The 22681-nt window shown below is 65.9% G+C and carries 23 protein-coding genes; 12 read left to right on the top strand and 11 right to left on the bottom strand.

The window, feature by feature from the left end; translation table 11 throughout:
- Positions 1-122: 122 nt before the first annotated feature.
- The 7 genes from KTQ42_RS18680 to KTQ42_RS18650 form a co-directional block, all read right to left on the bottom strand.
- A complete protein-coding gene (locus KTQ42_RS18680) occupies positions 123-1103 on the bottom strand; it encodes a tripartite tricarboxylate transporter substrate binding protein (RefSeq protein WP_217347135.1) in 981 nt (326 codons plus the stop codon).
- Between the two features lie 103 nt (positions 1104-1206).
- Positions 1207-2418, bottom strand: coding sequence for a tricarballylate utilization 4Fe-4S protein TcuB (gene tcuB / locus KTQ42_RS18675; protein ID WP_217347134.1), 1212 nt, complete (start codon positions 2416-2418; stop codon positions 1207-1209).
- Entirely contained in the window at positions 2405-3823 is a 1419-nt protein-coding gene (gene tcuA / locus KTQ42_RS18670; protein ID WP_217347133.1) for an FAD-dependent tricarballylate dehydrogenase TcuA, read from the bottom strand. Before tcuA ends, tcuB begins: the two co-directional genes overlap by 14 nt.
- Positions 3824-3901: 78 nt before the next feature.
- Positions 3902-4828: a LysR family transcriptional regulator gene (locus KTQ42_RS18665; protein WP_217347132.1), complete on the bottom strand. Its 927-nt coding sequence runs from the start codon at positions 4826-4828 to the stop codon at positions 3902-3904.
- On the bottom strand, positions 4828-5778 hold the full coding sequence (locus KTQ42_RS18660) for a DMT family transporter (RefSeq protein ID WP_217347131.1): 951 nt from the start codon (positions 5776-5778) through the stop codon (positions 4828-4830). The genes KTQ42_RS18665 and KTQ42_RS18660 overlap by 1 nt, the downstream gene beginning before the upstream one ends.
- A 123-nt stretch (positions 5779-5901) precedes the next feature.
- On the bottom strand, positions 5902-6684 hold the full coding sequence (locus tag KTQ42_RS18655; protein WP_217347130.1) for an enoyl-CoA hydratase: 783 nt from the start codon (positions 6682-6684) through the stop codon (positions 5902-5904).
- Positions 6685-6798: 114 nt separating this feature from the next.
- Positions 6799-7719: a LysR family transcriptional regulator gene (locus tag KTQ42_RS18650; protein ID WP_217347129.1), complete on the bottom strand. Its 921-nt coding sequence runs from the start codon at positions 7717-7719 to the stop codon at positions 6799-6801.
- 198 nt (positions 7720-7917) lie between these two features.
- Between KTQ42_RS18650 and KTQ42_RS18645 the strand changes: the two genes are divergently transcribed.
- The 4 genes from KTQ42_RS18645 (at position 7918) to KTQ42_RS18630 (ending at position 13024) form a co-directional block, all read left to right on the top strand.
- Complete coding sequence (locus tag KTQ42_RS18645; RefSeq protein ID WP_217347128.1) at positions 7918-8940, top strand: D-2-hydroxyacid dehydrogenase; 1023 nt, start codon at positions 7918-7920, stop codon at positions 8938-8940.
- 36 nt (positions 8941-8976) lie between these two features.
- Positions 8977-9765 carry a class II aldolase/adducin family protein gene (locus tag KTQ42_RS18640; protein ID WP_217347127.1) on the top strand — a complete coding sequence of 263 codons (789 nt, stop codon included), beginning with the start codon at positions 8977-8979 and terminating at the stop codon, positions 9763-9765.
- Between the two features lie 8 nt (positions 9766-9773).
- Positions 9774-11411, top strand: a complete 1638-nt coding sequence (locus tag KTQ42_RS18635; protein ID WP_217347126.1) for an MFS transporter — start codon at positions 9774-9776, stop codon at positions 11409-11411.
- A gap of 908 nt (positions 11412-12319) precedes the next feature.
- Positions 12320-13024, top strand: coding sequence for a heme-binding protein (locus KTQ42_RS18630; RefSeq protein ID WP_217347125.1), 705 nt, complete (start codon positions 12320-12322; stop codon positions 13022-13024).
- Between the two features lie 66 nt (positions 13025-13090).
- Here the strand turns inward: KTQ42_RS18630 and KTQ42_RS18625 are convergent, their stop codons facing one another.
- Together KTQ42_RS18625 and KTQ42_RS18620 are read right to left on the bottom strand one after the other, a co-directional pair.
- Positions 13091-13519: a hypothetical protein gene (locus KTQ42_RS18625; protein ID WP_217347124.1), complete on the bottom strand. Its 429-nt coding sequence runs from the start codon at positions 13517-13519 to the stop codon at positions 13091-13093.
- 129 nt (positions 13520-13648) lie between these two features.
- Positions 13649-14548 carry a LysR family transcriptional regulator gene (locus tag KTQ42_RS18620; RefSeq protein ID WP_217347630.1) on the bottom strand — a complete coding sequence of 300 codons (900 nt, stop codon included), beginning with the start codon at positions 14546-14548 and terminating at the stop codon, positions 13649-13651.
- Positions 14549-14651: 103 nt separating this feature from the next.
- On the opposite strand from KTQ42_RS18620, the gene KTQ42_RS18615 reads away from it, so the two are divergent.
- The 8 genes from KTQ42_RS18615 to KTQ42_RS18580 all read left to right on the top strand — a co-directional run bounded on the left by KTQ42_RS18615 (position 14652) and on the right by KTQ42_RS18580 (position 19539).
- A complete protein-coding gene (locus tag KTQ42_RS18615; protein WP_217347123.1) occupies positions 14652-15665 on the top strand; it encodes a zinc-binding alcohol dehydrogenase family protein in 1014 nt (337 codons plus the stop codon).
- Positions 15666-15748: 83 nt separating this feature from the next.
- On the top strand, positions 15749-16456 hold the full coding sequence (locus KTQ42_RS18610; protein ID WP_217347122.1) for a class I SAM-dependent methyltransferase: 708 nt from the start codon (positions 15749-15751) through the stop codon (positions 16454-16456).
- 16 nt (positions 16457-16472) lie between these two features.
- Complete coding sequence (locus KTQ42_RS18605) at positions 16473-17237, top strand: DUF72 domain-containing protein (RefSeq protein ID WP_217347121.1); 765 nt, start codon at positions 16473-16475, stop codon at positions 17235-17237.
- Between the two features lie 67 nt (positions 17238-17304).
- Positions 17305-17622 carry a hypothetical protein gene (locus KTQ42_RS18600; protein WP_217347120.1) on the top strand — a complete coding sequence of 106 codons (318 nt, stop codon included), beginning with the start codon at positions 17305-17307 and terminating at the stop codon, positions 17620-17622.
- Positions 17623-17637: 15 nt separating this feature from the next.
- Entirely contained in the window at positions 17638-17799 is a 162-nt protein-coding gene (locus KTQ42_RS18595) for a hypothetical protein (protein WP_217347119.1), read from the top strand.
- A 788-nt stretch (positions 17800-18587) separates the two neighbouring features.
- Positions 18588-18824 (top strand): hypothetical protein, encoded by a 237-nt coding sequence (locus tag KTQ42_RS18590; RefSeq protein WP_217347118.1) that lies wholly within the window; start codon positions 18588-18590, stop codon positions 18822-18824.
- Between the two features lie 6 nt (positions 18825-18830).
- The gene (locus KTQ42_RS18585) at positions 18831-19226 is read left to right on the top strand and encodes a hypothetical protein (protein WP_217347117.1); all 396 of its coding nucleotides are present in this window, start codon (positions 18831-18833) and stop codon (positions 19224-19226) included.
- Positions 19207-19539 (top strand): SGNH hydrolase domain-containing protein, encoded by a 333-nt coding sequence (locus KTQ42_RS18580; protein WP_217347116.1) that lies wholly within the window; start codon positions 19207-19209, stop codon positions 19537-19539. Before KTQ42_RS18585 ends, KTQ42_RS18580 begins: the two co-directional genes overlap by 20 nt.
- 135 nt (positions 19540-19674) lie before the next feature.
- On the opposite strand, the gene KTQ42_RS18575 is transcribed toward KTQ42_RS18580, so the two are convergent.
- Positions 19675-21366, bottom strand: coding sequence for a SulP family inorganic anion transporter (locus KTQ42_RS18575; protein ID WP_217347115.1), 1692 nt, complete (start codon positions 21364-21366; stop codon positions 19675-19677).
- A gap of 368 nt (positions 21367-21734) precedes the next feature.
- Positions 21735-22568: a flocculation-associated PEP-CTERM protein PepA gene (pepA, locus tag KTQ42_RS18570; protein WP_217347114.1), complete on the bottom strand. Its 834-nt coding sequence runs from the start codon at positions 22566-22568 to the stop codon at positions 21735-21737.
- Between the last annotated feature and the right edge of the window lie 113 nt (positions 22569-22681).

Genomic DNA, 22681 nt, shown 5'->3' with positions numbered 1-22681 from the left:
CGCACCTTTTCCCCCTCCAGGCACCGCTGACACGGCGCGCTCAACGGGGCTTCACTGCAACAGCCACTCCAAAAGCAACTGCAACTGCAACTGCAACGGCAGAGGGCAGAAGCCCAACGCCCTCAATCCACCTTGATATTCCCCGTCTTCACCACTTCCCGCCACATCGCAAGCTCCGCCCCCAGCATGGTTCCGAACTCCGCCGGCGTAGCGCTATAGGCTTCCGCTCCCTCGCTGACCAACCGTCCCTTCAACGGTTCCTTGGCGGAGGCCTCGTTGACCAGCGCGTTGAGCCGGGTGACGATAGGCGCCGGGAGTCCGGCGGGGGCGACGATGCCCCACCAGGTAGTGATGTTGTAGTCGGGAATGCCGGCTTCCGCTACCGTGGGCACTTTGGGAAACAGGGGCGAGCGCTGCGCGCCGGTGGTGGCGATCATGTCGACCGCGCCTGACTTCACGTATTGCAGCATGGTCGGAAAGGTCGCAAAGAAGGCGTGGGTGCGGCCGGCAAGGAAGTCGATGGTGGCCGGGCCGCTGCCCTTGTAGGGCACATGCGTCAGCTTGGCGCCCGTCTTCTGCACGAACAATTCGCCAGCCAGATGGGTGACGCTGCCGGCGCCCGAGGAACAGAAGTCCAGGCCTTCGGGCCTGCTTTTGCTGAGGGCCACCAGATCCTTGACGCTTTTGAAGCCCATGCCCCTGGTCGTGACGATCATCAGCGGGCCGCGGCCTATCATCGCGATCGGCGTGAAGTCCTTCTTCACGTCATATGACGCCTTCCTGTCGGTGGCCGCATGAGTAACGAAGGTGGAGGTCACGAACAGCAGGGTGTAGCCGTCCGGGTCGGCGCGGGCGACCGACTTGGCGGCGATCGCGCCGCCGCCGCCGCCGCGGTTGTCCACCACTACCGGCTGACCCAGGCGGTCGGAAAGGAACTTGCCCAGTTCGCGGGCGATGCTGTCCGTGCCGCCGCCGGCCGCGAAAGGCACTACCAAGGTGATCGGGCGCTTGGGATAGTCCTGCGCCGCGGCTAACAAGGGCATGGTGGCAAGTACGAGCGTGATGGCTTTGAGCGTGAAGCGGCGGCCGGATGGGAAAGTCATGTAAGTCTCCTTGTTTGTTCTGGTGGACATGCGCAGGCAGAGCGCCTGGTGCGCCGGGCAGGCGTGTCACAGGCACGAGGTCAGGCGCTTCGGAAGCAGCGGCTCAGTCCGAGCCCAACTGCAGCTTGTTGGCCTGTCGCTTTTCGATGGCCGACTTCAGCAAGGCCGCGCTGCGATAGATGCCATGCGCGAATTTACCGTATGGCAGGGTGGCAAACAGCGCCATTACCACGCCCAGATGGACCGCCAGCAGCAACGCCATTGCGCCGCTGCCGCGCCAGGCCAGCAGGGCCAGGCCGGTGGCGCTGGTCAAGAGCAGCAACGCGATGAAGCCACGATCCATGGGCCGCTGCTTCACGTCGCCCTGCGCAGGGTCCCGCCTGAGGTTCAGCCACAGCAGGCCGGCCGGGCCGATCAGCAGCCCGATGCCGCCGGCGGTGCCGAGCAGTACCGGCAGGCTGATCAGCGCATACGGCGCGGGCAGGCCCAGCAGATAGTGGTACAGCGTTGCCACCGAGGTGGCGGCGAAGCACAGCATAAATCCGTAGAAGGTGAAATGATGGAAGCGCCGCCGCGCCAGCGTGAAACGGTCGTCTTCCTCGTTGCAGCCGTCGCCATGGCCACCGTCCAGATACTTCAGCGTCAGCGCATTCCTCGCCGCTTCCACCACCGCCGGGGCGGAGGCCTGGCCCGGCGACACGTCGCGCCAGAAGCGCGTCACGCCGATGCCCAGCGCCAGCACCGCGAAGCCGAACACGGCGCCAAACATCGCTGCCATCAGGTTATGCGGAAAGATCGCGTAAAAGTTGCCGGCCAGCGGCGCATGCAGCAGCGTGCCATTGCGCGCCAGCGCCAGCACCAGGAACAGCGCCAGGCCAGCCGCCAGGGCCAGGGCCACTGTCAGGCCGTTGCGCTTGTAGAGCACGCCCAATGCCGGCGGCCAGGCATACTCGGCATAAGTCTGGCCGCGCACCGTCGCCATCGCATGCGGCACGTTGACCGCGAATTCATGCGGCGGCGCGTACTGGCAGGCGTGATAGCAGGCGCCGCAGTTGTGGCACAGATTGGCCAGGTAGTTGACGTCGGCCTTGCCGAATTCCAGCCTGCGCGTCATCGCCGGGAACACGGCGCAGAAACCTTCGCAATAGCGGCAGGCATTGCAGATCTGCATCTGGCGCGCCACTTCGGCTTCGGGCCCGGTCAGGGCCATCACCTGAAATTCCGGTTGCGGGCCGCCGGCATTGCGCAATACTCGGTCTTCGGAAGGGGATACCTGGTCGCGCGCATCGCGCACCAGCGCTTCAAGCTGCTGCATGGTGTTTTCCTTGTTTCGCTTGCATGGCCGCCGCAGCCGCGGCAGCGCGGGTGCCGGCAATGCGGCCGAAGGCGGTGCCGATCGACATGCCGACGCCGGCGGTATAGCCCTTGCCCAGCACATTGCCGGCCATCATTTCACCGGCGACAAACAGGTTATCGCTGGGCTGGCCGCCAAAATGGACCGCGGCATGCTCGTCGACCTTCAGGCCGAGATAGGTGAAGGTGATGCCCGGCCGCAGCGGATAGGCATAGAAAGGCGCGGTATCGATCGGCCGCGCCCAGTGGGTCTTGGCCGGCGCCAGGCCCTCGGTATGGCAGTCGTCGAGCGCGGTGTGGTCAAAGGTGCCGACGCGACAGGCGGCGTTGTAGTCCGACAGGGTGCGCATGAACTGCTCGCGTGGCAGGCCCAGCTTGTCGGCCAGCTCGGGCAGGCTGCCCGCCACCGTGCCGGGGAACACCGGCGGCATGAAGCGCCCCACTGCCTTGGCGTCGATGATGGAATAGCCAATCTGTCCGGGCTGGCCGGCCACGAGGCGGCCCCAGATCGCATAGCGCTTGGGCCAGAAGTCCTCGCCCTCGTCGTAGAAGCGCTCGGCATGGCGGTTGACCACCACGCCCAGCGAGACGCAGTCGATGCGGGTGCAGATTCCGCCGTCGTACAGCGGCGCGCGGGCGTCGATCGCCACGCAATGCGATTGCGATGGATCGCCGATCACGTCGGCGCCGACATCGATCATGTATTTCAGCAGCACGCCCTGGTTAAAGCGGGTGCCGCGGATTAGGAAATTGTCGGCCGGCCATTCGCCGGCCTCGTTCTGGCCCCAGGCCTCGCGCAGCCATTCGCGGTTGGACTCGAAGCCGCCGGCCGCCAGCACGCAGGCGCGGGCCTCGAAGCGGCGCGCGCCGCTGCGGGCGGCCACGAAACGACCTTCATTGAGTTCGATCGCATCGACCGGGGTCTCGTACAGCATCTTCACGCCCATCGCCTCGGCACTGCGGTAATAGGCATTGACCAGGGCCTTGCCGCCGCCCATGAAGAAGGCATTGGTGCGCGCCACATGCAGTGCGCCCGACAGTGGCGGCTGGAAGCGCACGCCATGCTTCTGCATCCATGGTCGGCAGTTGGACGAGGCGCGTATGGTCAGGCGAGCCAGCTTCTCGTCGGTCAGGCCGCCGGTTACCTTCAGCAGATCCTGCCAGTATTCTTCCTCGGGATAGGCCTCCACCAGCACATCCTGCGGCGCATCGTGCATGCAGCGCAGGTTGCGGGTGTGCTGGGAATTGCCGCCACGCCATGCACGCGGGGCCGATTCCAGCACCAATACCGAGGCACCCGCCTCGCGCGCCATCAGGGCGGCACACAGGGCGGCGTTTCCGCCGCCAATCACCAATACGTCGTACATCGTCAGTCTCCCGGCTCAATGACAGGGACTGTAACGGCCTAGGCCCATTGCCGCCAGCGCCCCGGCGGCAATGGGCCTTCACGATTCGTGAAGGGTGGCACCCGGCCAGCGTCCCTGCTGCACCAGTTCGCGCATCACGCCTTGCAGCACCACCCGCGCCGCCAGGCCGGCCGGCGACAGTTCATCGTCCGACAGGCTGGTCAGGAGGTTGGGACGGCGCGCCGCGCTGTCAGCCACTTCCAGCGTGACCAGCGGCTCGCCGGCGAGTCGCGCCAGGGCAGCGCCCGGCTGGATGGTAGCGCCATAGCCGGCCCGCACTGCATCCATCAGCAGCGCCAGGCCATCGATCTCGGCCACCACGTTCAATGCATAGCGGCCGCGGCTGGAGGCGGCATTGAGCAGTGCCCGCAGGCCATGCTGGTTGCTGGGCAGGATCAGCGGCAGGTCGGCCAGCTCGCCGACCTCGACCCGTTCACGATCCGGCAAGCCGGCTAGGCCGGGCCACGCGATCAGGAACAGGCGCTCGTCCAGCACCGGCAGCACGCTCCAGCGCTGGCCGCGGTCGGCCTGGAACAGCACCGCCAGGTCGAGCTGGCGGGCACGTAGCATCGAGGTCAGGTTGCCCGACAGGCTTTCCACCAAGTGCAGCCGCACTTCAGGATACCGCTCGCGCATTGCCGCCATGAAGGGCAAACCCAGCACTGCGCTGGTGCTGGGCGGCAGGCCGACGCTGACATGGCCCGACAGCCGCGCCAGCTGGGCCGCCCGCACCGCGTCGTCGGCATGGCGCAGCGCCAGCTGGGCCTGGCGCCAGAAGGCCAGGCCGGCGTCGGTGGGCACCACGCCGGTGGAAGTGCGCTGCAAGAGCCGGGTGGAGAGTTCGCTTTCGAGCCGGCTGATCTGCTGGCTCAGCGCCGAGGTCACCACGCCAAGGTCGAGCGCGGCGCGGCCCATGCTGCCCAGTTCGACCACGCGCACGAAGTAGCGCAGCTGGCGCAGTTCCATTATCTCCTCCGCACGGCGCCGAGCCAGGTGCCGCAGACCACGCAGCCAAAGCCGAACACTAGCCACCATGAAAACGGCTCGCCCAAAAAGGCTACCGCGAAGGCGATGGCAAACAGCGGCACCCAGTTCAGAAACAGCGCGGTTCGGCTGATGCCGAGGATGCCGATCGAGCGGTTCCAGATCAAGTTGCCGATGGCCGAGGCCGCCACGCCCGAAAACAGGATTAGCGACCATGAGTGCCAGTCCGGGGACAGGATGCGCTGGTCGAAGCCGGCCACGACTGCATGCAGGGCCAGGAGTAGGCTGCCGACCAGGTAGATGCCCCAGCTGATGGCCAGCACGTCGAGCTGGCGCGCCAGCCGCTGCACCAGCACGCCGCCCAGCGCAAAGCTCATCACCGAGGCGCCGACCAGCAAATCGCCGATGCCGGCTGTGCCCACCCCGGCGCCGGGACGATGCAGGATCACGCCCACCACCCCCGCTAGGCCGAGTGCGATTCCGGCCAAGCGCGGCAGCGCCAGCCGCTCGCGGAAGGCGATGGCGGCCAGCAGCGAGGACACCAGCGGCCCGAGCGCGACGATCAGCGCGCTGTTGGTGGCGCTGGTGCGCGCCATGCCGCTGGTGAAGAAAACTTGGTTACCATATACCATCAGCAGGCTGCAGGCCAGCAGCAGCGGCCAGTGGCGACGCTCTATCACTGGCAGGCGGCCGCCGGCACGCAGCGCCAGCACGGCAAACACGCAGCAGGTGAAGAACATGCGCACCGCCGCCAACGTGGCGAAGTCGAAGCGGCCGGCCAGCACTCGCACCGCCGGAATGTTCAGGCCCCACAGCGCCATGGCCGCGGTCAGCACCAACTGGGCGTGCAGGCTGTGCGCCGGCGATACGGGGGATGCGGCCGATGCAGGCGCCGGGGCCGGCGCTGCGCCGGAGGTGGCCGGGGGCTTCATCGGACGGGAATGGGTCTGGTGGTCATGATCTTGCGGTGCTGTCCGGTGAAGGCGTGAAAGGAAGAGGAAGGCGATTGCCGCAGCCAGCGCTGGCAGCGGCGCCGGTGCTGGCCCACTGCAGCATCAGCGGCCGGTGAAGCGCGGCGGACGCTTCTCGCCGAAGGCGCGCACGCCTTCCCGATAGTCCTCGCTCAGGTTGGCGGCATCGATGGCGGCCTGCACGTCGGGCCGCTGCACCTCGCCCAGCCGCTCCAGGTAGGCATTCATCGTCAGCTTCACCGACTTCGCCGTCAAGGGCGCATTCTCGGCAATCGCGCCAGTGAACCCGGCCACCGCCGCATCCAGCCCATCGACGCTGGCGACACGGCTGACAAAGCCCATGCGCAGCGCCTCCTCGGCATCGAAGATGCGCGCGGTGAAGAAGATGTCATAGGTGTTCTGCACGCCGATGAGCGCAGCGAAGCGATGCACGCCGGCCTGGTTGTAGCCTAGGGACAGGCGCGCCGCCGGCATGCGGAAGCGGGCGTCGTCGGCGCAGATACGGATGTCGCAGCCGGCCGCCAGGCCCAGGCCGCCGCCCATGCAGATGCCGCGTATCTTCGCGATGGTGGGCTTGCTGGCCTTCAGCGGCGCGCTGAAGGCGTCATCCAGCGCGGCGTTGTAGGCGGCCAGGGCTTCCGGGTCGGTGCGCTCGTCGCCGAACTGGGAAATGTCGGCGCCCGACACGAAAGCGCGGTCGCCGTCGCCGGTCAGCACGATCACCCGCACGTCGGGGTCGGCATCCAGCTCGGCTACCCTGATAGGCAGGGTGCGCCACATCTCGGCCGTCATCGCATTGAATTTCGCCGGGTTGGATATCACCACGGTGCCGACGGCGCCGTCGCGCTGCACGATGATCTGTCCCATTATCTAGTCTCCTGAATTGTTTTAATGCGCTGTCGCCGGCCATGTCGCCAGGCGCAGGCCCTGCCGGATAGTAAGGCAGCGTCGCGGGAATAACCAAGTGTCAGCGGCACGGCTTCAGGCCGGCGCCGGGTTGTCACTGCCAACGGTGGTGTGGCAAAGATGCGCCAGCAGGTTGGCCGCATGGCTGCCGCCGGCCTCGGGCTCGCGCATGCAGGCATAGAACTGGCGGCTGGCCCAGGCATCGGCAATCTGCACCAGTTCCAGACCCAGCCCGCCGGTGTAGCGCCGGGCGATGTCTTCCGGCAGCATCGCAATGCCTACGCCTTCCTTGACCATGTGGCAGCGCGCCTCGAAGTTCGATACCGACAGCACCACCGTGGGCGGGCGCGACAGGGAATTGCCGGCCAGTTCCAGGAAGCGGTCCAGGCTGTGGCGCGGAAAGGCGCCCACCAGCGGGAAGTCCAGCGCCTCCTCAAACAGCACCTGCCGGCGCGCCGCCAGCGGATGCCCGGCCGGCACTACCAGCCCTACCCGGTCCTGCCGGTAGGGCCAGGACAGCACGCCGGCCGCCGGATGCTGCGCATGATAGATGCCGACATCGGCATGGCCTTCATGCACCATGGCCGGGATCTCGGCGCTATGGCCCTCGGTCAGCTCGATGGAGGTGTTGGCATGGCTGGCCAGAAAGCGGGCGATCTCGGCCGGCAGGCTCTGGACGATGCTGGTCTGGTTGGCCAGCAGCCGTATCTTGTGCACGCCACTGCTGTCGAATTCGGCCAACGCCTGGTCGGCCGCGCGCAGGCTCTTCAGGATGCGCTTGGCATGTAGGTACAGCAGCTCGCCGGCGGCGGTCGGCGCGATGCCGCGGCCGTGGCGCTTCAGAAGCGCCTTGCCGACGTGGCGCTCCAGCTCATCCATGCGCTTGCTGATGGCCGACACCACCAGGTGCATGTCGACGCCGGCCTGGGTCAGGCTCTTTCTCTCCACCACGGCAACGAAGATTTCCAGCAGGTGGGTGTCGAGCTTCTTGGTCATGCGATTGATGTGATTGTCCCGTTCGGGAGGTTGCCGGCGACGGCCGGGACGCGCTGCGGGTTTGGCGGCGCGGCAGTCGCGATTATCGCCGATCCGGGCTGCAAGGGAGAACGCTGCTTTTCCGTTTCGTCAACTCGCGCCGTCGCCCGCTCTGTACAATCGGTGACACTCACCTGCAACAGCAACCCGAAAAGCAACATGACTCTGAATGGCCAGGACCGGCAGGCGCCGGTCATCCTGCTGTCGGACCAGGCGGCACGTTACCTGGGCCCACGCATCGCGCAACTCTTCCATCAGACGCCTTACCGCCTGGTCAGTCCAGAAGAGGCCATGCAGGACAGCGACGGCGTCGGCCGCAACATCGATATCGCCTTCATCAGCCGCGACGTGACCGGCAAGTCAACCAAGCATGAACTCACCGAATCGCTGCAGCAGTTCTACCGGGTGCTGCAGGCCGCGCCGGGGCTGTCCTGGGTGCATGCCCATTCGGCCGGCGCCGACCGGCCGATCTATCCCGAGCTGCGCGCGCGTGGCGTGACCGTCACCACGTCCTCCGGCGCCAATGCGGAAGCGGTGGCGCAAATGGTGCTAACCGGCATGCTGGCGCTGAACCGGCGCCTGTCCGAACTAATGGATGCCCAGCGCCGCCGCGCCTGGGAGCCGCTGCTGGGCGACCGGGCGCCGCGCGACCTGCGCGGCCAGACCGCAGTGATCGTGGGCCTTGGGCCGATCGGCCTGGAAGCGGCACGGCTGTTCAAGGCGCTGCACCTGCGTGTCATCGGCGTGCGCCGCAGCGATGCGGCGGCGCCGCCCTGCGACCTGGTGCTGCCGCTGGCGCGGCTAGACGAGGCATTGGCGCAGGCCGACTGGCTGGTGCTGGCCTGCCCGCTGACCGACGACACCCGCAACCTGATCGATGCCCGCCGACTGGCGCTCTTGCCGCCGGGCGCGCAGCTGATCAATGTGGCGCGCGGTGAGGTCGTGGTCGAGCCCGACCTGATTGCCGCCTTGCGCGAGCGTCGCCTCGCCGGCGCCTTCCTGGATGTATATGCCCACGAGCCGCTAGCGGAAACATCGCCGCTGTGGGCGCTGGACAATGCCATGCTGTCGCCCCATACCGCCGGCCATACCAGCGGCCACTACGCGGCCGTGGCCGGGATCTTCCTGGACAACCTGGCGCGCTGGCGCGACGGACAGGCCATGAACAATCTGATGCCCTGAGGGCAGACCACATCACACAACACTGGAGGAGACGACATGGTGCAAGACGGCGTGCTGCAGATCTCATCAATGAAGGGGCAGTGCTCGCTCGAGGAATGGGAAGCGCGGGTCAACCTGGCAGCCTGCTATCGGCTGGTCGAGATGTATGGCATGTCCGACATGATGGCCAACCACATCTCGGCCCGCGTCCCCGGCGAGGAAGGCACTTACCTGATCAATCCCTACGGCATGATGTATGAGGAGATCACCGCTTCCTGCCTGCTGAAGGTGGACCATGACGGCAGGATCATTTCCGGCCCCGACTTCGGCGAGCTGAATTACGGCGTCAACAAGGCCGGCGCGGTGATCCATACCGCCGTGCATGCGGCCCGGCCCGATGTCGGCTGCGTGATCCATACCCACAGCTGGGCCTCGATGGCGGTGTCGTCGCTGGAATGCGGCCTGCTGCCGCTGACCCAGACCGCGATGCGTTTCCTGAAGATTGGCTATCACGATTACCAAGGCGTGGTGCTGAATGAATCGGAACAGGCATCGCTGATCGCCGACCTCGGCCACGGCGAGGCCCTGATCCTGCGCAACCATGGCGTGCTAACGGTGGGCCGCTCCGTTGGCGAGGCCTTCAACTGGATGCACCGGCTGGAGCTGGCCTGCCGCTCGCAGCTGGCGGCGATGGCGGCCAACAGTCCGTATGCGAAGGTGCCGCAGCAGGTGCTGGAGGAAACCTGGAACAACTACCAGCCGGGCACCCGCCGCCCCTACGGCCTGATGGAATGGCCGGCGCTGCTGAGGAAGCTCGACCGCACCGACCCTGGCTACAAGTCCTGAGGATGGCCATGCCGGAAGCCCGCCAGCCCGAAGCGCCCGAAACATCCGCAAGGCCCAGCCCCGCGGCGCGGCCGCAGTCTGCGCTGGCGCCGCTGGGCCAGCCCGTGTTCCGCATGCTGTGGTGCGTCTGGCTGGCCGCCAACATCGGCATGTGGATGAATGACGTGGCCTCGGCCTGGATGATGACCTCGCTGTCGTCCTCGCCGATCTGGGTGGCGCTGGTGCAGACCGCGTCCACCCTGCCGGTGTTCCTGCTCGGCCTGCCCAGCGGCGCGCTGGCCGACATCCTCGACCGCAGGCGCTATTTCATCCTGACCCAGTTCTGGGTGGCCGCGGTGGCGCTGGTGCTGTGCGTCACCGTGCTCTCGGGTGTCATGACCGCGCCGTTGCTGCTGGCGCTGACCTTCGCCAATGGCATTGGCCTGGCGATGCGCTGGCCGGTGTTTGCGGCTAGCGTGCCGGAACTGGTGCCGCGTGCGCAGCTGCCGGCCGCGCTGGCACTGAACGGCGTGGCGATGAATGCCTCGCGCATCGTCGGCCCGCTGGTAGCCGGCGCCGTGATCGCCAGCCTGGGCAGCGCCTATGTATTCGTGCTCAACGCGGTGCTGTCGGTGGCATCGGCATTCGTGATCATGCGTTGGCGGCGCGAGCACAAACCCAGCCCGCTGGGCCGGGAGCGGCTGTTTTCCGCCATGCGGGTCGGCATGCAGTTTGTGCTGCAGTCGGGCCGGCTGAAGTCGGTGCTGCTGCGCATTTCGCTGTTCTTCCTGCATTCCACCGCGCTGCTTGCGCTGCTGCCGCTGGTGGCGCGCAGCCTAGGCGGCGGCAATGCGGCTGCCTACACCGTGCTGCTGGCGGCCATGGGCAGCGGCGCGATCGTGGCGGCGATGTTCCTGCCACGGCTGCGCCAGCTGATGGCTCGCGACACGCTAGTGATGCGCGGCGCGGCGCTGCAGTCGCTGGCCACTGCCGCCGTGGCGCTGTCTCCCAATATCTACCTTGCGGCGACCGCGATGTTCGTTGCCGGCATGGCCTGGATCACCACCGCCAACTCGCTCAGCGTGTCGGCCCAGCTGGCGCTGCCGGACTGGGTCCGGGCACGCGGCATGTCGATCTACCAGATGTCCATCATGGGCGGCAGCGCGCTCGGCGCGGCGCTGTGGGGCCAGGTGGCGACCATCACCTCGGTGCAGACCAGCCTGTTGATCGCCTCGGTCACCGGCGTGACAGCGATGATGGGCGCGCACCTGCTGGTGACCGACCTCGGCATCGAGGAAGACCTGACGCCGTCGCGTGACTTCAAGGTGCCGGTGGCGAACGACCCACCGCGCACGGGCCATGTGCAGGTGACGATCGAATACCTGATCGACCCGGCCCGGTCTGCCGAATTCATGGCGCTGATGCAGGAGAGCCGGCGCAGCCGCCTGCGCCAGGGCGCACTGTCCTGGGACCTGTTGCGCGACCTGGGCGAGCCGGGCCGCTACCTGGAGCAGATCGTCGATGAATCCTGGACCGAGCACCTGCGCCGCTTCGACCGGGTGACGGCGGCAGATGTCGCGCTGCGCGAGCGCAAGCTGGCCTTCCATGTCGGCGAAGCGCCGCCGCTGGTGACGCGCTGCCTGATTGAAAGCAGCGTGAGGCATTAATGCGTAGGCGCGTAGGTGGGTCAGTTTGTGCAGGCTGCGATCCGGGAAGAGACATTGCACCGTACGGTTGATCCGGAGCCAGGTCGGATCTCTATCTTCTGCAGTCCATGGTGCGTTCCGCTTTGCATGGCGCGCGCTATGAAAACAAACGTTGCCGTTGCCGTTCAAGTCCGGTTGAGCCAACCGTGGCGGCGTTAGCCGGAGAGGGAAAAGGTGCGGCGTCAGTAGAGTGCAATACCCCGCAGGGGCATTGCACCATGGGTCGATCGAGGAAGGCTGTCGCCCCATGCCATCCTGGTCTGCGACCCGTGGTGCAATGCCCTTCGGGTACTGCGCCCTACAGAGGCGGCTGAAGTTGCCGTTGCCGTTGCGGTTGCCGTTCAAACGCCCGTTGAGCGCGCCGCATCAGCGGGGCGTGCTCAACAGGTCGCCTTTTTTGGCGCAGCAAAAAAGTGCCCCGGCCGCCGGGGCGGACTTCAGGCTTGTCTCCACGGCAGTGCAGCGGTGTCGCGTCACCTGGCAACGCACGGGCAGCACTGTCGCCATCGAAATTCTTAAGCATCAACGCAAAGGCCAGCACTGCAGCCTCGTCAGCTTCCGAGCATCCAGAATTGCCAAAGGCTTGACAACCATTCCAAAAACTACCGATCCCACGCCATACCAACCACCAGCGCAATTTAATAAGCCGCTTCGCTACGCTTGATCTTCCACAAAAGCTCCACCGTTCGGTGATCGACAATTACTTCCACCTTAAAGTTGATTGCCGGTTTCTTTTTTGCATCATCCGCCCGCCGGCGTTAACGCTTCCATTCAACTAGACAGGCCGCCGGCATCGGCGGCGTGCCGGGTTGCGTCCGCAGAGCCTGAACTCTGCACCACCGTGTCAACACCTGGATCAGGAGACAAACATGAAGTCAAGAAAACAGAATGCCCTTCTTACCATTGCGCTGGCAGGCATCAGCACCCTCACCCTGGCCGACGACGGCAATGGGCAGGGCAACAAGCCCTGCGGCATACCCGACGCCACCGTGGCGCGGGTGCAGCAGCAGCTCGCCAGCGTGGCCACGCAGAACAACGGGGGGCTGTTTTCGCCCAGCCGCATGTGGTCGGCCGTCATCGACCGCCAGGGCGTGCTGTGCTCGGTGATCCGTCTGGGAGACGCCTGGCCGGGCAGCCGCGCCATTGCCATTGCCAAGGCCAACACGGCCAATGGCTTCAGCAATGATCAGCTGGCCCTGTCCACAGCCAACCTGTATGCGCCCACCCAGCCCGGCGGCTCGCTGTACGGGTTGAATAATTCCAATCCCTTCAATCCTGATTACCTGGCCCAAGGCAGCGGCATAGGACGAGTGCCGGGCGGCATCATCACCTTCGGCGGCGGCGTGCCGCTGTATGTGGATGGCAAAGTGATCGGCGGGCTGGGCCTTTCCGGTGATACGGCCTGTGCCGACCATGTGATTGCCTATCGCATGCGGCGGGCAGCCGGCCTGGACAAGGTGCCCAGCGGCGTTGGCCCGAACAACACCGACAACATCATCTTTGCCAGCGGCACGCCAACCGGCTTCCAGCATCCGCATTGCGGCGCATCCGACATCGCGCCAGAAGCGATCTGAAAGCGGTAGCTGGCATACCGGCGCCGTGCTGTGAAGCGGACATCGTTCCGCTTCACGCCTCGTCTCTTAAAAACAGGGACTGGGCCGCAGCGCGGTGACGGCCACGATTTCCCGGTCGAAGGCATCGGTCTCGATGTCGACGAACTGGGCCGTGCTCTCTTCCACCAGGGCGGCAATGCAGGTGCCCGCCGCCGAGGTGACATTGACGATGCGCATTGCCAGCACACCGTAACGCACCCGGTCGCCGCCGGCATTGAGGCAAAAGCCCAGGTTCTCGCGCCCGGTGCGAAAGTTATACAGGCAGCCGGTATCGCTGAAGAATGCGAAGGCGTCATTGTTGACGTCGACCACGCGCTCGCCGCTGTTGCTGCCGCTCCAGAAGAGGAAGGTGCGCCTGGACGGCTCCGGCACGCCGTCGACCGTTACCGAAGTGCCGCCGCCGCAGCCGGCGAGCGCGACCAGTGCGAGCGATGCGAATCCAATTTTCAATGCCATGCTGTCTCCCTTTTTAGCGTGTGCTGGGTGCTTCATCGTAAGCTGGCAGGAACGCTGTAGCGACTTTATTTGCACGCTGCAAGACCTGCGTCATGCGGCGGGGCCCGGCAGATGGCGAGGCAAGCTTTTTTAGTGTCCCAACGTTGCACATTGCTCAACCAGAAACTGATGCAGTAACCGTACCAGCGGCGACAGCTGGCGCCGGCCGGCGCACAGCAGGTAGAGCGGCACATTTTCGCCCTGCCAGTCCGGGCACAGCGCTACCAGCCGGCCACCCGCCAAGTCGTGCTGGATATCGATGCGGGAACGGTAGGCAATGCCTTCCCCTGCGATCGCCCAGCGCCTGACCACGTCGGAATCATCGGCGACGCGGTCGCCGTCCACCACCACGTTGAGCTGCTGGCCATCCCTGGCGAACTGCCAGCGGTTGTAGACGGTTTCGTCGAGCATGAAACACAGGCAGTTGTGGTGGCGCAGCTCGGCAGGCGACGACGGCGCGCCGCGCCTGGCCACATAGGAGGGCGCGGCGCACAGGATGCGGCGGTTCTCGGCCAGCAGCGGCAGTGCCACCATGCCGGAATCGGCCGGATGCCCGAAGCGGATTGCGATATCCACCGGCTCGCGGTACACATTGGCTAACCGGTCCGACAGCTGCATGCGCAGCCGCACCCGTGGATACTGGGCCTGGAACCGGCTGAGCCACGGCAGCAGCACATGCCGGCCAAGGTCGGACGGCATCGATATCTGCAACTGGCCTTCGACGATGGCATGCCCTGCCTCCAGTTCCCGCTCTACCTCGGCCAGCCCTTCCAGCAGCGGCCGGGCGCGTTCCATCAGGCACTCGCCGGCGGCGGTCAGGCGCATGCTGCGGGTGGTGCGCACCAGGAGCGCAACGCCCAGGTCCTGTTCCAGCCGCTTCAGCGCGGCGCTCGCCACCGCCGGCGACAGGCCCAGCCGGCGCGCCGCGGCTGACAGGCCAGCGGCCTCGGCGGCGGCGACAAAGATTTCCAGGTCTTGTAAATGGCGTATTTTCAACGGGTGATTGAAACAGAAGCAGTTGGCGGGCAGTTTATCAATCAATCCGGATAACGGAAAATCCCTCCAAACCGCCATTCCCCCAAGGAGAACCAGAATGAAAGCCGTGGTCTACCATACCAGCCACAAGATCGAGCACCCCGAGGCGCTGCTTGATGCCACCCTGCCGGATCCGGTTGCCCAGGGAAGCGACCTGCTGGTCGAGGTCAGGGCCGTGTCGGTCAACCCGGTTGACACCAAGGTCCGCGCCAATGTCGCGCCCGAGCCCGGCCAGGCCAAGATACTGGGTTGGGACGCCGCTGGCGTGGTACGGGCGGTCGGCCCCGAGGTCACGCTGTTCAGGCCAGGCGACCGGGTCTGGTATGCCGGCTCGATTGCGCGCCAGGGCAGCTATGCGGAACTGCAGCTAGTGGACGAGCGCATCGTCGGCCCGATGCCGGCATCGCTGGGCTTCGCCGAAGCCGCGGCGCTGCCTTTGACCAGCCTGACCGCATGGGAGATGCTGTTCCAGCGGCTGGAGATCCCGGTCGGCGGCGATGCCGGCGGCAAGTCGCTGCTGGTGATCGGGGCGGCCGGCGGCGTCGGCTCCATTATCGTGCAGCTGGCGCGCCAGCTGACCGGCCTGACCGTGGTCGGCACCGCCTCGCGGCCGCAGTCGCAGGACTGGATACGCCAGCTCGGCGCGCACCACGCGATCGACCATGGCCAGCCGCTGTCGCGCGAGCTGGAACGGCTCGGCCTGCCCCAACCGGAGTATATCGTCAGCCTGTCCCATACCGACCAGCATTTCGCCGAAATCGCCGCATGCATTGCGCCGCAGGGCAAGTTCGGGCTGATCGACGACCCCGACCTGATCGACATCCGCCTGCTCAAGCGCAAGAGCGCATCGGTGCACTGGGAATTCATGTTCACCCGTTCCCTGTTCGGCACTGCCGACATGGCGGCCCAGCATGCGATCCTGAGCCGGGTGGCGCAGCTGGTCGACGCCGGCACGATACGCACCACGCTCAACCAGCATTTCGGCAGCATCAATGCCGCCAACCTGAAACAAGCGCACGCGCTGATCGAGTCGCACCAGGCGCGCGGCAAGATCGTGCTGGAAGGCTGGTAGCAGGCAGGCATTGCGCAGCCTCGTGCGGCGGCCAGCCAGCTTGGGCTAAGCTTGCGGGTCACCACCAGATCCGGGAGCCTGGAATGCGCAGATCAATTGCCTGTCTGGCGCTGTGCCTGCTATGCATCATGCAGCCCGGCGCGGCGCGCGAAGCCGCCTACGGCAGCATCGCGCCCAGCCGCGACGGCATCGGCAAGACCTATATGGGCCGCGAGATCGCCCAAGTAATGGGCTACCCCGGCGCCGACTGGCTGGAGCGCGGCAGCCGTGAGCGCGAGGAGCGGCCCGAGCTACTGCTGGCCGCGCTGGGGCTTGCGCCCGGCATGGCGGTGGCCGATGTCGGCGCCGGCACCGGCTACTATGCCGGGCGCATCGCCGCGCGCATCGGCGACAACGGCCGGGTGTATGCGGTGGATGTGCAGCCGCAGATGCTGGTTTTGCTGGAGGACAGCATGCGCCGACGCGGCGTGCGCAATGTGCAGCCGGTGCTGGGCACGGCAACCGACACCGGCCTGCCGCCGGGGGCCATCGACCTGGCGCTGATGGTGGACGTCTACCATGAGCTGAGCCATCCACGGGAAATCCTCGACAGCGTGGCGCGGGCACTGAAGCCGGGCGGCAGGCTGGTCTTGGTGGAGTACCGCGCCGAGGACGATCGGGTGCCGATCAAGCCGCTGCACAAAATGAGCGAAGCCGGCATACGGCGCGAGGTGGAAGCCAGCGGACTGGTCTGGCAGCAAACCGTAACCACCCTGCCGTGGCAGCATGTGGTGATCTTCCGACGGCCGTAATCTCCAAGCACCTGGCATGCAGCTCTATATCGGCACCAGCGGTTATCAGTACCGCCACTGGAACAACGGTGTCTTCTATCCACGCGGCGTAAAGGACCGGCTGGCCTATGCGCTGGAGCGCATGACGGCTATCGAAATCAATTCCACCTTCTACCGCATACCGCCACCCGACACGGTGGCGGCCTGGGCCGGCGTACTCCCCGAAGGCAGCAGGATGGTGCTCAAGGCGCCGCAGTCGGTCACGCATCGGCGGCGCCTCAAGCTGCACAGCGAAGGCGGCGTGCGCCAGGGCGCCGACCTGCTGGCCTATTTCATCAGCGGCGCGCTGCGCATTGCGCCCGACAAGCGCGGCCCGGTGCTGCTGCAGCTGCCCGGCCAGATGCAGATCGACCTGGCGCGGCTGGAGCCGGTGCTGGCGCTGCTTGCCGGACACGGCCTGCGGGCCGCGCTGGAAATCCGGCATGCCTCCTGGTTCGCCGCCGCCACCCTGTCCCTGCTCGAACGCTACGGCGCCGCACTGGTAGCCTCGGACTGGCCCGAATTCAGCACGCCGCTGGTGCCAACCTGCGACTTCCTCTACCTGCGCCGCCACGGGCCGGGCACGCTGTATGCCAGCAGCTATGACGACGATGCGCTGCTGGCCGACTTGGCGCAGTTGCACGCGCACCGCGCCGCATCAACTGACGGCGCCTATGTGTTCTTCAATAACGATATCCACGGCCATGCGCCGCGCGACGCAATGCGCATGATGGCGCTGCTGGCAGACACGCCATCCATCTGAAGCGGCTGGCCATCGATGCAGAGCGTGCGCCCAAGGGGAAAAACGCTCGCACTGATTGAAGGCGCTTATGTCGGAGCAGCGCTGGTTCAAGCTGGCCAGCAGCATGGGGGAGCTGGTCAGGAAGGTGGCCGGCCTGAAGATACGCTTGCTGCCTCTGCAGGGCGATGCCAGCCAGCCGCTGGCGCCGGCGCTGGACTTCGGCCTGCCCGGCCCGGCCTACGAACGGCTGCGCCGCGTGCATTACCGCAATAAAGAACCGTATTGCCTGATCGAGATTCATCTCGACAAGAAGATTTTCGACAGCGACCCGCAGGGAGGCAGCAGCGCGCCGGTAGTGCCGCAACTGGCAGCGCGCAAGGAAGTGACGATCGCGCATGCCAGGTAGGTCGTGCGCATCACGGTGCCGGACGGGGATACCACCGCGCATCTCGACATTGGCGTGGGCGATCCGAGCGCCGACATCTGCCGCGTCTTCCTCGACGAGCGCATGCACAGCATCTATTACACCCACATCCAGTATCCGGCGCAGATGATGCAGATCGGGACCGACCTGCTACGCTAGCAGGCAGCGCGGCAGCAGGAAGGCAAAGCCGCTGCAGTCCGACGACCTCAACAGAGGCAGGTTGGCACCATGACGCAGTCCGCGGAACCGGCCGCGCGAAAGCGCGGCGTAGGCTGATCGCTGCTCCAAACGCAAGGAAGGTTTTGGCGCCACATCCAACGAAAGCCCTGGCGCAGTGGCTTACGGCGGGATGCGCGCGCCATGGATGGCCTGCAGTCTGCTGCCGGCCAAGTGCAGCAACGACTGTTTCTCGCCGGTCGCCGAATTCAATCCCTGCACCTACACCTGGTCGCTCGGCGTGGAAGAGCAGTTCTATTTTGTGTTCCCGCTGCTCTTCTTCGGCTGGCTTGCCGCCGGTGCCGGCCGCCGCCGCACCTTCCGGCTCTTCGCCGGCGTGACGCTGCTGTCCCTTCTGCATGCGGTGTGGCTGGGCCGGACCAACCCGACCTTCGCCTTATACCTGATCACCAGCCGCTTCCGGCAATTGGGCGCGGGTGTGCTGCTGTATCAGTTCATGGTATTGCGCGGATGCCGGTTCGGCCAATCCTCGACGCCGGCGGCGGCATCGCCATGCATCGGACCTGGCATCTCGCTGCTGCTAGTCGGCTACGGCTTCGTCATGGGCCGATCTGCATGGCGTGCCCTTCCCGGGCGCCATTGCGCCGGTGCTAAGTACGCTCTACCAGTGGGTGGAAAAGCCGGTGCGGCAGCTGCCGGCGCTGCGACGCGCGCCGAGATATGCCGTCGTGGCGGCGGGCCTGGACGCGATCGTTTCGTTTTTCTGAATCATGAACCTCATCAACAAGGCGCAGCCAGCCGTCTCGGTGAGCACGGTTGCGCGCCATGCGCAGGACTGGTACCCCTACGGCAGCAGCGAGAGTGCCGCGCTGCCCGGCCGCGTCGTCAGCACCAGCAAGACAGGCATCGCCAAGGAACACTTCTTGACCTACCGGCGCGAAAACCGCGGCCAGTCCGACACGGCGCCGCGCATCCTTGCCATCGGCGATTTCCACGCGCCGGGCTAGGCGCCGATGTATATGCAGTATGTGATGGAGACCGGCGCGCCGGTCTACTTTTACCGCAACGGCGGCTGCGCCTTCCTCAGCCTGCTTGGCTCCGAATCGAGCGAGCGCTGCAGGGAAAACGGCGAGGCCGCCATCAAGGACATGCTGACCTGGGTGCGGCCGGGCGACGTGGTGTTCCTGCCATCGTTGCGACTGCCGCGCTTTTCCGGACAGGAAAACCCGAACGGCGCCGAAGACGTTGAAGCGAAAATATTCGGGCCGGACGCGGTCAGGACAAGGGAAGAGGCAAGCGCGGAGGCAGAACGCATCCTGCGCCGGCTGAGCGCCACCGGCGCGCATCGCGCTCGAGGCGCCAAAGCCCATCTTCCGTTCGACCCTCTACATGTGCTCGGAAAGCTATAGCCGCACCAACCCGGTCTCCAAGGGCGGCACCGCCATGCCGCGCGCCCTGCTGCTGCATCTGCGCAGTCCGGTAGTGGCGGCAATGCGCAAGCTGGGCGAGGACGTGCGCAACACCCGCATCCGGGAGCCGTTTCCGGCGCTGTGCCCGCCGGCCGGGCAATGCAGCGCCTTCCTCGACGGTAGACCAACGTTCTTCGACACCGGCCATGTGAGCGGCTACGGAAACCGGCTGCTGTTTCCCTTGTTCCGCGACTTCATCAAGGATGTGCCGGGGGCCATCACCGTCGCGGCGGCGGCTGGCCGCAGCCGCTGACATCCGCGACGTCCGGCCACTGCGACGCGGCAAGCTGCAACACTGGTTCCCGCGCCGGGAACATCAGGCAACGTTTCGGTCTTTGGCGTCTCGCCCTGCCATCAGATCAAGCCATTGTGTCGCGCCCCATCCGGTTCAGCGCGGCTGCGCCGTCGTGCCCGCCAACAGGCTGACCGCTTCCCGGTCGGTATTGAACAAATGCCCCTCCCCGATCATCGCGATCAATCCCGCCCGCTCCATCACTTCCCACACCTGCTTCTTCACTGCCGCCAGATTCAGCTCCACGTTCTGCGCCTGCAAATTCAGCGCCAGCGCCTCCAGCAGGTCCACGCCGCTGGCGTCGATATCATTGATGCCCGAGGCCGACAGCAGCACCCGCCGCACGCCGGGGTCGGCGCTCTGCCGTTCGACGATGAAGCGCTCCAGCGCGGCCGCGGTGAGGAAGTTCAGGGCCGAGTCCATGCGCACCGCCAGCAGGTCGGGCGCCAATGGCGGCAGGTCGAAGCGGGTGCGGTCGCGCAGGGTGCCGTCGGCATGCAGCGCGACCTCGATGATGCGCGGATGGGCGCGCCGGTACAGGAAAGTCACCATGGTCAGGCCCAGACCGGCGAAAACGCCGAAGTGCAGCCGCGGCGAGAACGACAGGGTGACGATGAAGGTCACGGCGGCCACCGCCGCGTCGTCGCGCGAGATATGGAAGAGGCGGCGGAAGGCGCCGAAATCCAGCAGGTTGAACACCGGCACCATGATCATCGCCGCCAGCACCGCGTACGGCAGGTCATGGATGAAGCCGGTCAGGAACAGCAGCGAGAACAGCACGCACAGCGCCGCCACCAGCGACGACCAGGCGCTGGTGGCGCCGGCATACAGGTTCAGCGCCGAGCGCGAGATCGAGCCGCTGACCGGGAAGGCGCCGCACAGGCCGCTGGTCATCTTGGCCAGCCCTTGGCCAATCAGCTCCTGGTTTTCATCCCAGCGCTCGCGCTGCTTGCGGGCGATCACGCGGCAGCTCGACATGGCCTCGGTGAAGCTGACGATGGCCAGAATCAGTGCGCCCAGCCACAGTTCGCGGTGGCTATCGAAGGAGATCGCGGGCGGCAAAGCCATCGTCGGCAAACTCGACGGCAGCTCGCCGACGATGGCGCCGCCGTGGCCGGCATAGTCCAGCAGCCGGCTGGCGAGGATGCCCAGCACGGTGACCAGCAGCACGCCCGGCAGCCTGGGAGCATAGCGCTTCAGCAGGACCAGCAGCAGGATGGCGCTGCAGCCGAAGGCAGCGGTGATGGGCGTGCCTCGCGACAGGGTAACGAATTCGGCGGGCACGGACCACTGCCGCGGATGGAAGGCGATGCCCAGCAACTGCGGCAGCTGCGACAGCATGATGATGACAGCAGCGGCGTTGATGAAGCCTGTTACTACCGGCTGCGACACCAGGTTCGCAATGCTGCCCATGCGGAACACGCCTAGCAGCAACTGGAACAAGCCCGAATACAGCGCCAGCCAGATAGCCAGCGCGATCCATGCGCCTGTTTCCGGCGCTGCCATGGAGGATAGCGAGCCGAACACCAGGATGGAGGTGAGCGCCACCGGCCCCACAGCCAGCAGCGGCGACGAACCCCATAGCATGCCGATGATGCTGGGTAGCAGCGCGGCATACAGGCCAGTGTATGGCGGCATGCCGGCCAGCGTCGCATAGGCCAGCGCCTGCGGCACCAGCACCAGGCCGACGGTGATGCCGGCCCAGACATCGCGTTTCAGGGAATGCCGTGTCGGGCGCGGCCATGACAGGAAGGGGAAATAACGCCGGAGGCGTTGGGAAGGCTGCATGTCGGGCTGCTTTGATTGATGGATGTTGCCCGTGTCGCGCTGGCCTGTGCCGCGCCGGGGCAGTCTGCGCGGGCCGGTCCCAGCATGTCAGAGCCTTGCCGGGCGTCATGCAGTATAAGGTACCCGTCCGGAAGTAACAGTGCTTATCGGCGGCCCTGGTCAGCGTGCTGCCGCGTTGCCACCCTTGCAGCGCCTGCCTGTGGCAGCCCGGGCGCCCTGCATCGCAACTGGCCAGAGTCAAATTTATCTCATCATGTCTCTTGCAAAATTGCTTGAACCGTACGGCACAGGCAAAAAAACCACAGCCGCAAAGCGCCGTGGTTTCTCATTACGTCTATACGCGCCGCCCATGCAGGCGGCGGGCATCATCAGGCTTGCTTACGACGACGGGACAAGCCCAGGCCCAGCAGGCCCAGACCAATCATGGCCACGGTTGCCGGTTCCGGCACTTCCGAGGAACCACCGAAGATCACGTCGAGCGAACCGTTGATGACTTGGGTGCCGGTCGGGTTGAAGTTGTTGAGCTGGCCCGACTGGAAGGAAATGTTATAGAACGGGTTGGGCGCAACAAAATACTCGCTGCCGGCGCCGGTCAGGTTGAACGTCGACGAGGCGCCGAAGCTGCCGCAGTTGATGCCTTTGGTGGCGCCGCAGGTGCTCAGGCTGGGGTCGAGGCGGCCTTCGCCGGAGGTTGGGGTGCCGGTAGCGATCAGCACGTCATCCGCATTGTTGCTGGTAGTGAAACCCAGTGCGCCATTGGTTGGCTGACCGAACTGGGTGTTGGCCTGCGCGTCGGCAAACAGGCTCAGGCTGCCGCCCGGCGCGAAGCTGAATACGGTGCCGGATGCGGTGGTGTTGAAGGTGCCGGTGCCTTGGTACAGCGCGTACAGGCCGTACTGGCTGGACGACGTGCTACCAAGCTGGCTGGCCAGTGGGGTGGAACCATTGTTACCGACAAACTGGCCGGCATTCCACTTCAGGGACACATTGAAGGTGCCGCTGGTTTCGGAGCCGGCGAAGGTGATGACTTCCACGTAGTTGCCGGTGATCTTGTCGGCGTTGACGGTCTGAGCCAGGGCACCGGCGATGGCGCCTTCGTTTACAGTGAAGTCAGGGAAGCTCTGTGCCATGGCGCCCGAGCTGGCAGCGAAGGAGGCGGTTACTGCGCATGCGATCAGGGTCTTGCGAATTGCGTTTTTCATTTTTCCGGTTCCAGTTTGATTAATTATGGCGAGATTGCTCTCATGGACTAATCAGCAGGAAACGTGCCAAGTTGCCAACATTTTTTAAAATCAACGACTTAACAAGTTACTGA

Origin of the sequence: Noviherbaspirillum sp. L7-7A (genome assembly GCF_019052805.1) — a bacterium.
Lineage (GTDB): Bacteria > Pseudomonadota > Gammaproteobacteria > Burkholderiales > Burkholderiaceae_D > Noviherbaspirillum_A.
This window is presented reverse-complemented; position numbering and strand designations above follow the sequence as displayed.

Bases quoted from the DNA above. Each gene is read 5' to 3' on its own strand.
- KTQ42_RS18680 (WP_217347135.1), bottom strand. From the start codon at position 1,103: ATGACTTTCCCATCCGGCCGCCGCTTCACGCTCAAAGCCATCACGCTC.
- tcuB (WP_217347134.1), bottom strand. From the start codon at position 2,418: ATGCAGCAGCTTGAAGCGCTGGTGCGCGATGCGCGCGACCAGGTATCC.
- tcuA (WP_217347133.1), bottom strand. From the start codon at position 3,823: ATGTACGACGTATTGGTGATTGGCGGCGGAAACGCCGCCCTGTGTGCC.
- KTQ42_RS18665 (WP_217347132.1), bottom strand. From the start codon at position 4,828: ATGGAACTGCGCCAGCTGCGCTACTTCGTGCGCGTGGTCGAACTGGGC.
- KTQ42_RS18660 (WP_217347131.1), bottom strand. From the start codon at position 5,778: ATGAAGCCCCCGGCCACCTCCGGCGCAGCGCCGGCCCCGGCGCCTGCA.
- KTQ42_RS18655 (WP_217347130.1), bottom strand. From the start codon at position 6,684: ATGGGACAGATCATCGTGCAGCGCGACGGCGCCGTCGGCACCGTGGTG.
- KTQ42_RS18650 (WP_217347129.1), bottom strand. From the start codon at position 7,719: ATGACCAAGAAGCTCGACACCCACCTGCTGGAAATCTTCGTTGCCGTG.
- KTQ42_RS18645 (WP_217347128.1), top strand. From the start codon at position 7,918: ATGACTCTGAATGGCCAGGACCGGCAGGCGCCGGTCATCCTGCTGTCG.
- KTQ42_RS18640 (WP_217347127.1), top strand. From the start codon at position 8,977: ATGGTGCAAGACGGCGTGCTGCAGATCTCATCAATGAAGGGGCAGTGC.
- KTQ42_RS18635 (WP_217347126.1), top strand. From the start codon at position 9,774: ATGCCGGAAGCCCGCCAGCCCGAAGCGCCCGAAACATCCGCAAGGCCC.
- KTQ42_RS18630 (WP_217347125.1), top strand. From the start codon at position 12,320: ATGAAGTCAAGAAAACAGAATGCCCTTCTTACCATTGCGCTGGCAGGC.
- KTQ42_RS18625 (WP_217347124.1), bottom strand. From the start codon at position 13,519: ATGGCATTGAAAATTGGATTCGCATCGCTCGCACTGGTCGCGCTCGCC.
- KTQ42_RS18615 (WP_217347123.1), top strand. From the start codon at position 14,652: ATGAAAGCCGTGGTCTACCATACCAGCCACAAGATCGAGCACCCCGAG.
- KTQ42_RS18610 (WP_217347122.1), top strand. From the start codon at position 15,749: ATGCGCAGATCAATTGCCTGTCTGGCGCTGTGCCTGCTATGCATCATG.
- KTQ42_RS18605 (WP_217347121.1), top strand. From the start codon at position 16,473: ATGCAGCTCTATATCGGCACCAGCGGTTATCAGTACCGCCACTGGAAC.
- KTQ42_RS18600 (WP_217347120.1), top strand. From the start codon at position 17,305: ATGTCGGAGCAGCGCTGGTTCAAGCTGGCCAGCAGCATGGGGGAGCTG.
- KTQ42_RS18590 (WP_217347118.1), top strand. From the start codon at position 18,588: ATGAACCTCATCAACAAGGCGCAGCCAGCCGTCTCGGTGAGCACGGTT.
- KTQ42_RS18585 (WP_217347117.1), top strand. From the start codon at position 18,831: ATGTATATGCAGTATGTGATGGAGACCGGCGCGCCGGTCTACTTTTAC.
- KTQ42_RS18580 (WP_217347116.1), top strand. From the start codon at position 19,207: ATGTGCTCGGAAAGCTATAGCCGCACCAACCCGGTCTCCAAGGGCGGC.
- KTQ42_RS18575 (WP_217347115.1), bottom strand. From the start codon at position 21,366: ATGCAGCCTTCCCAACGCCTCCGGCGTTATTTCCCCTTCCTGTCATGG.
- pepA (WP_217347114.1), bottom strand. From the start codon at position 22,568: ATGAAAAACGCAATTCGCAAGACCCTGATCGCATGCGCAGTAACCGCC.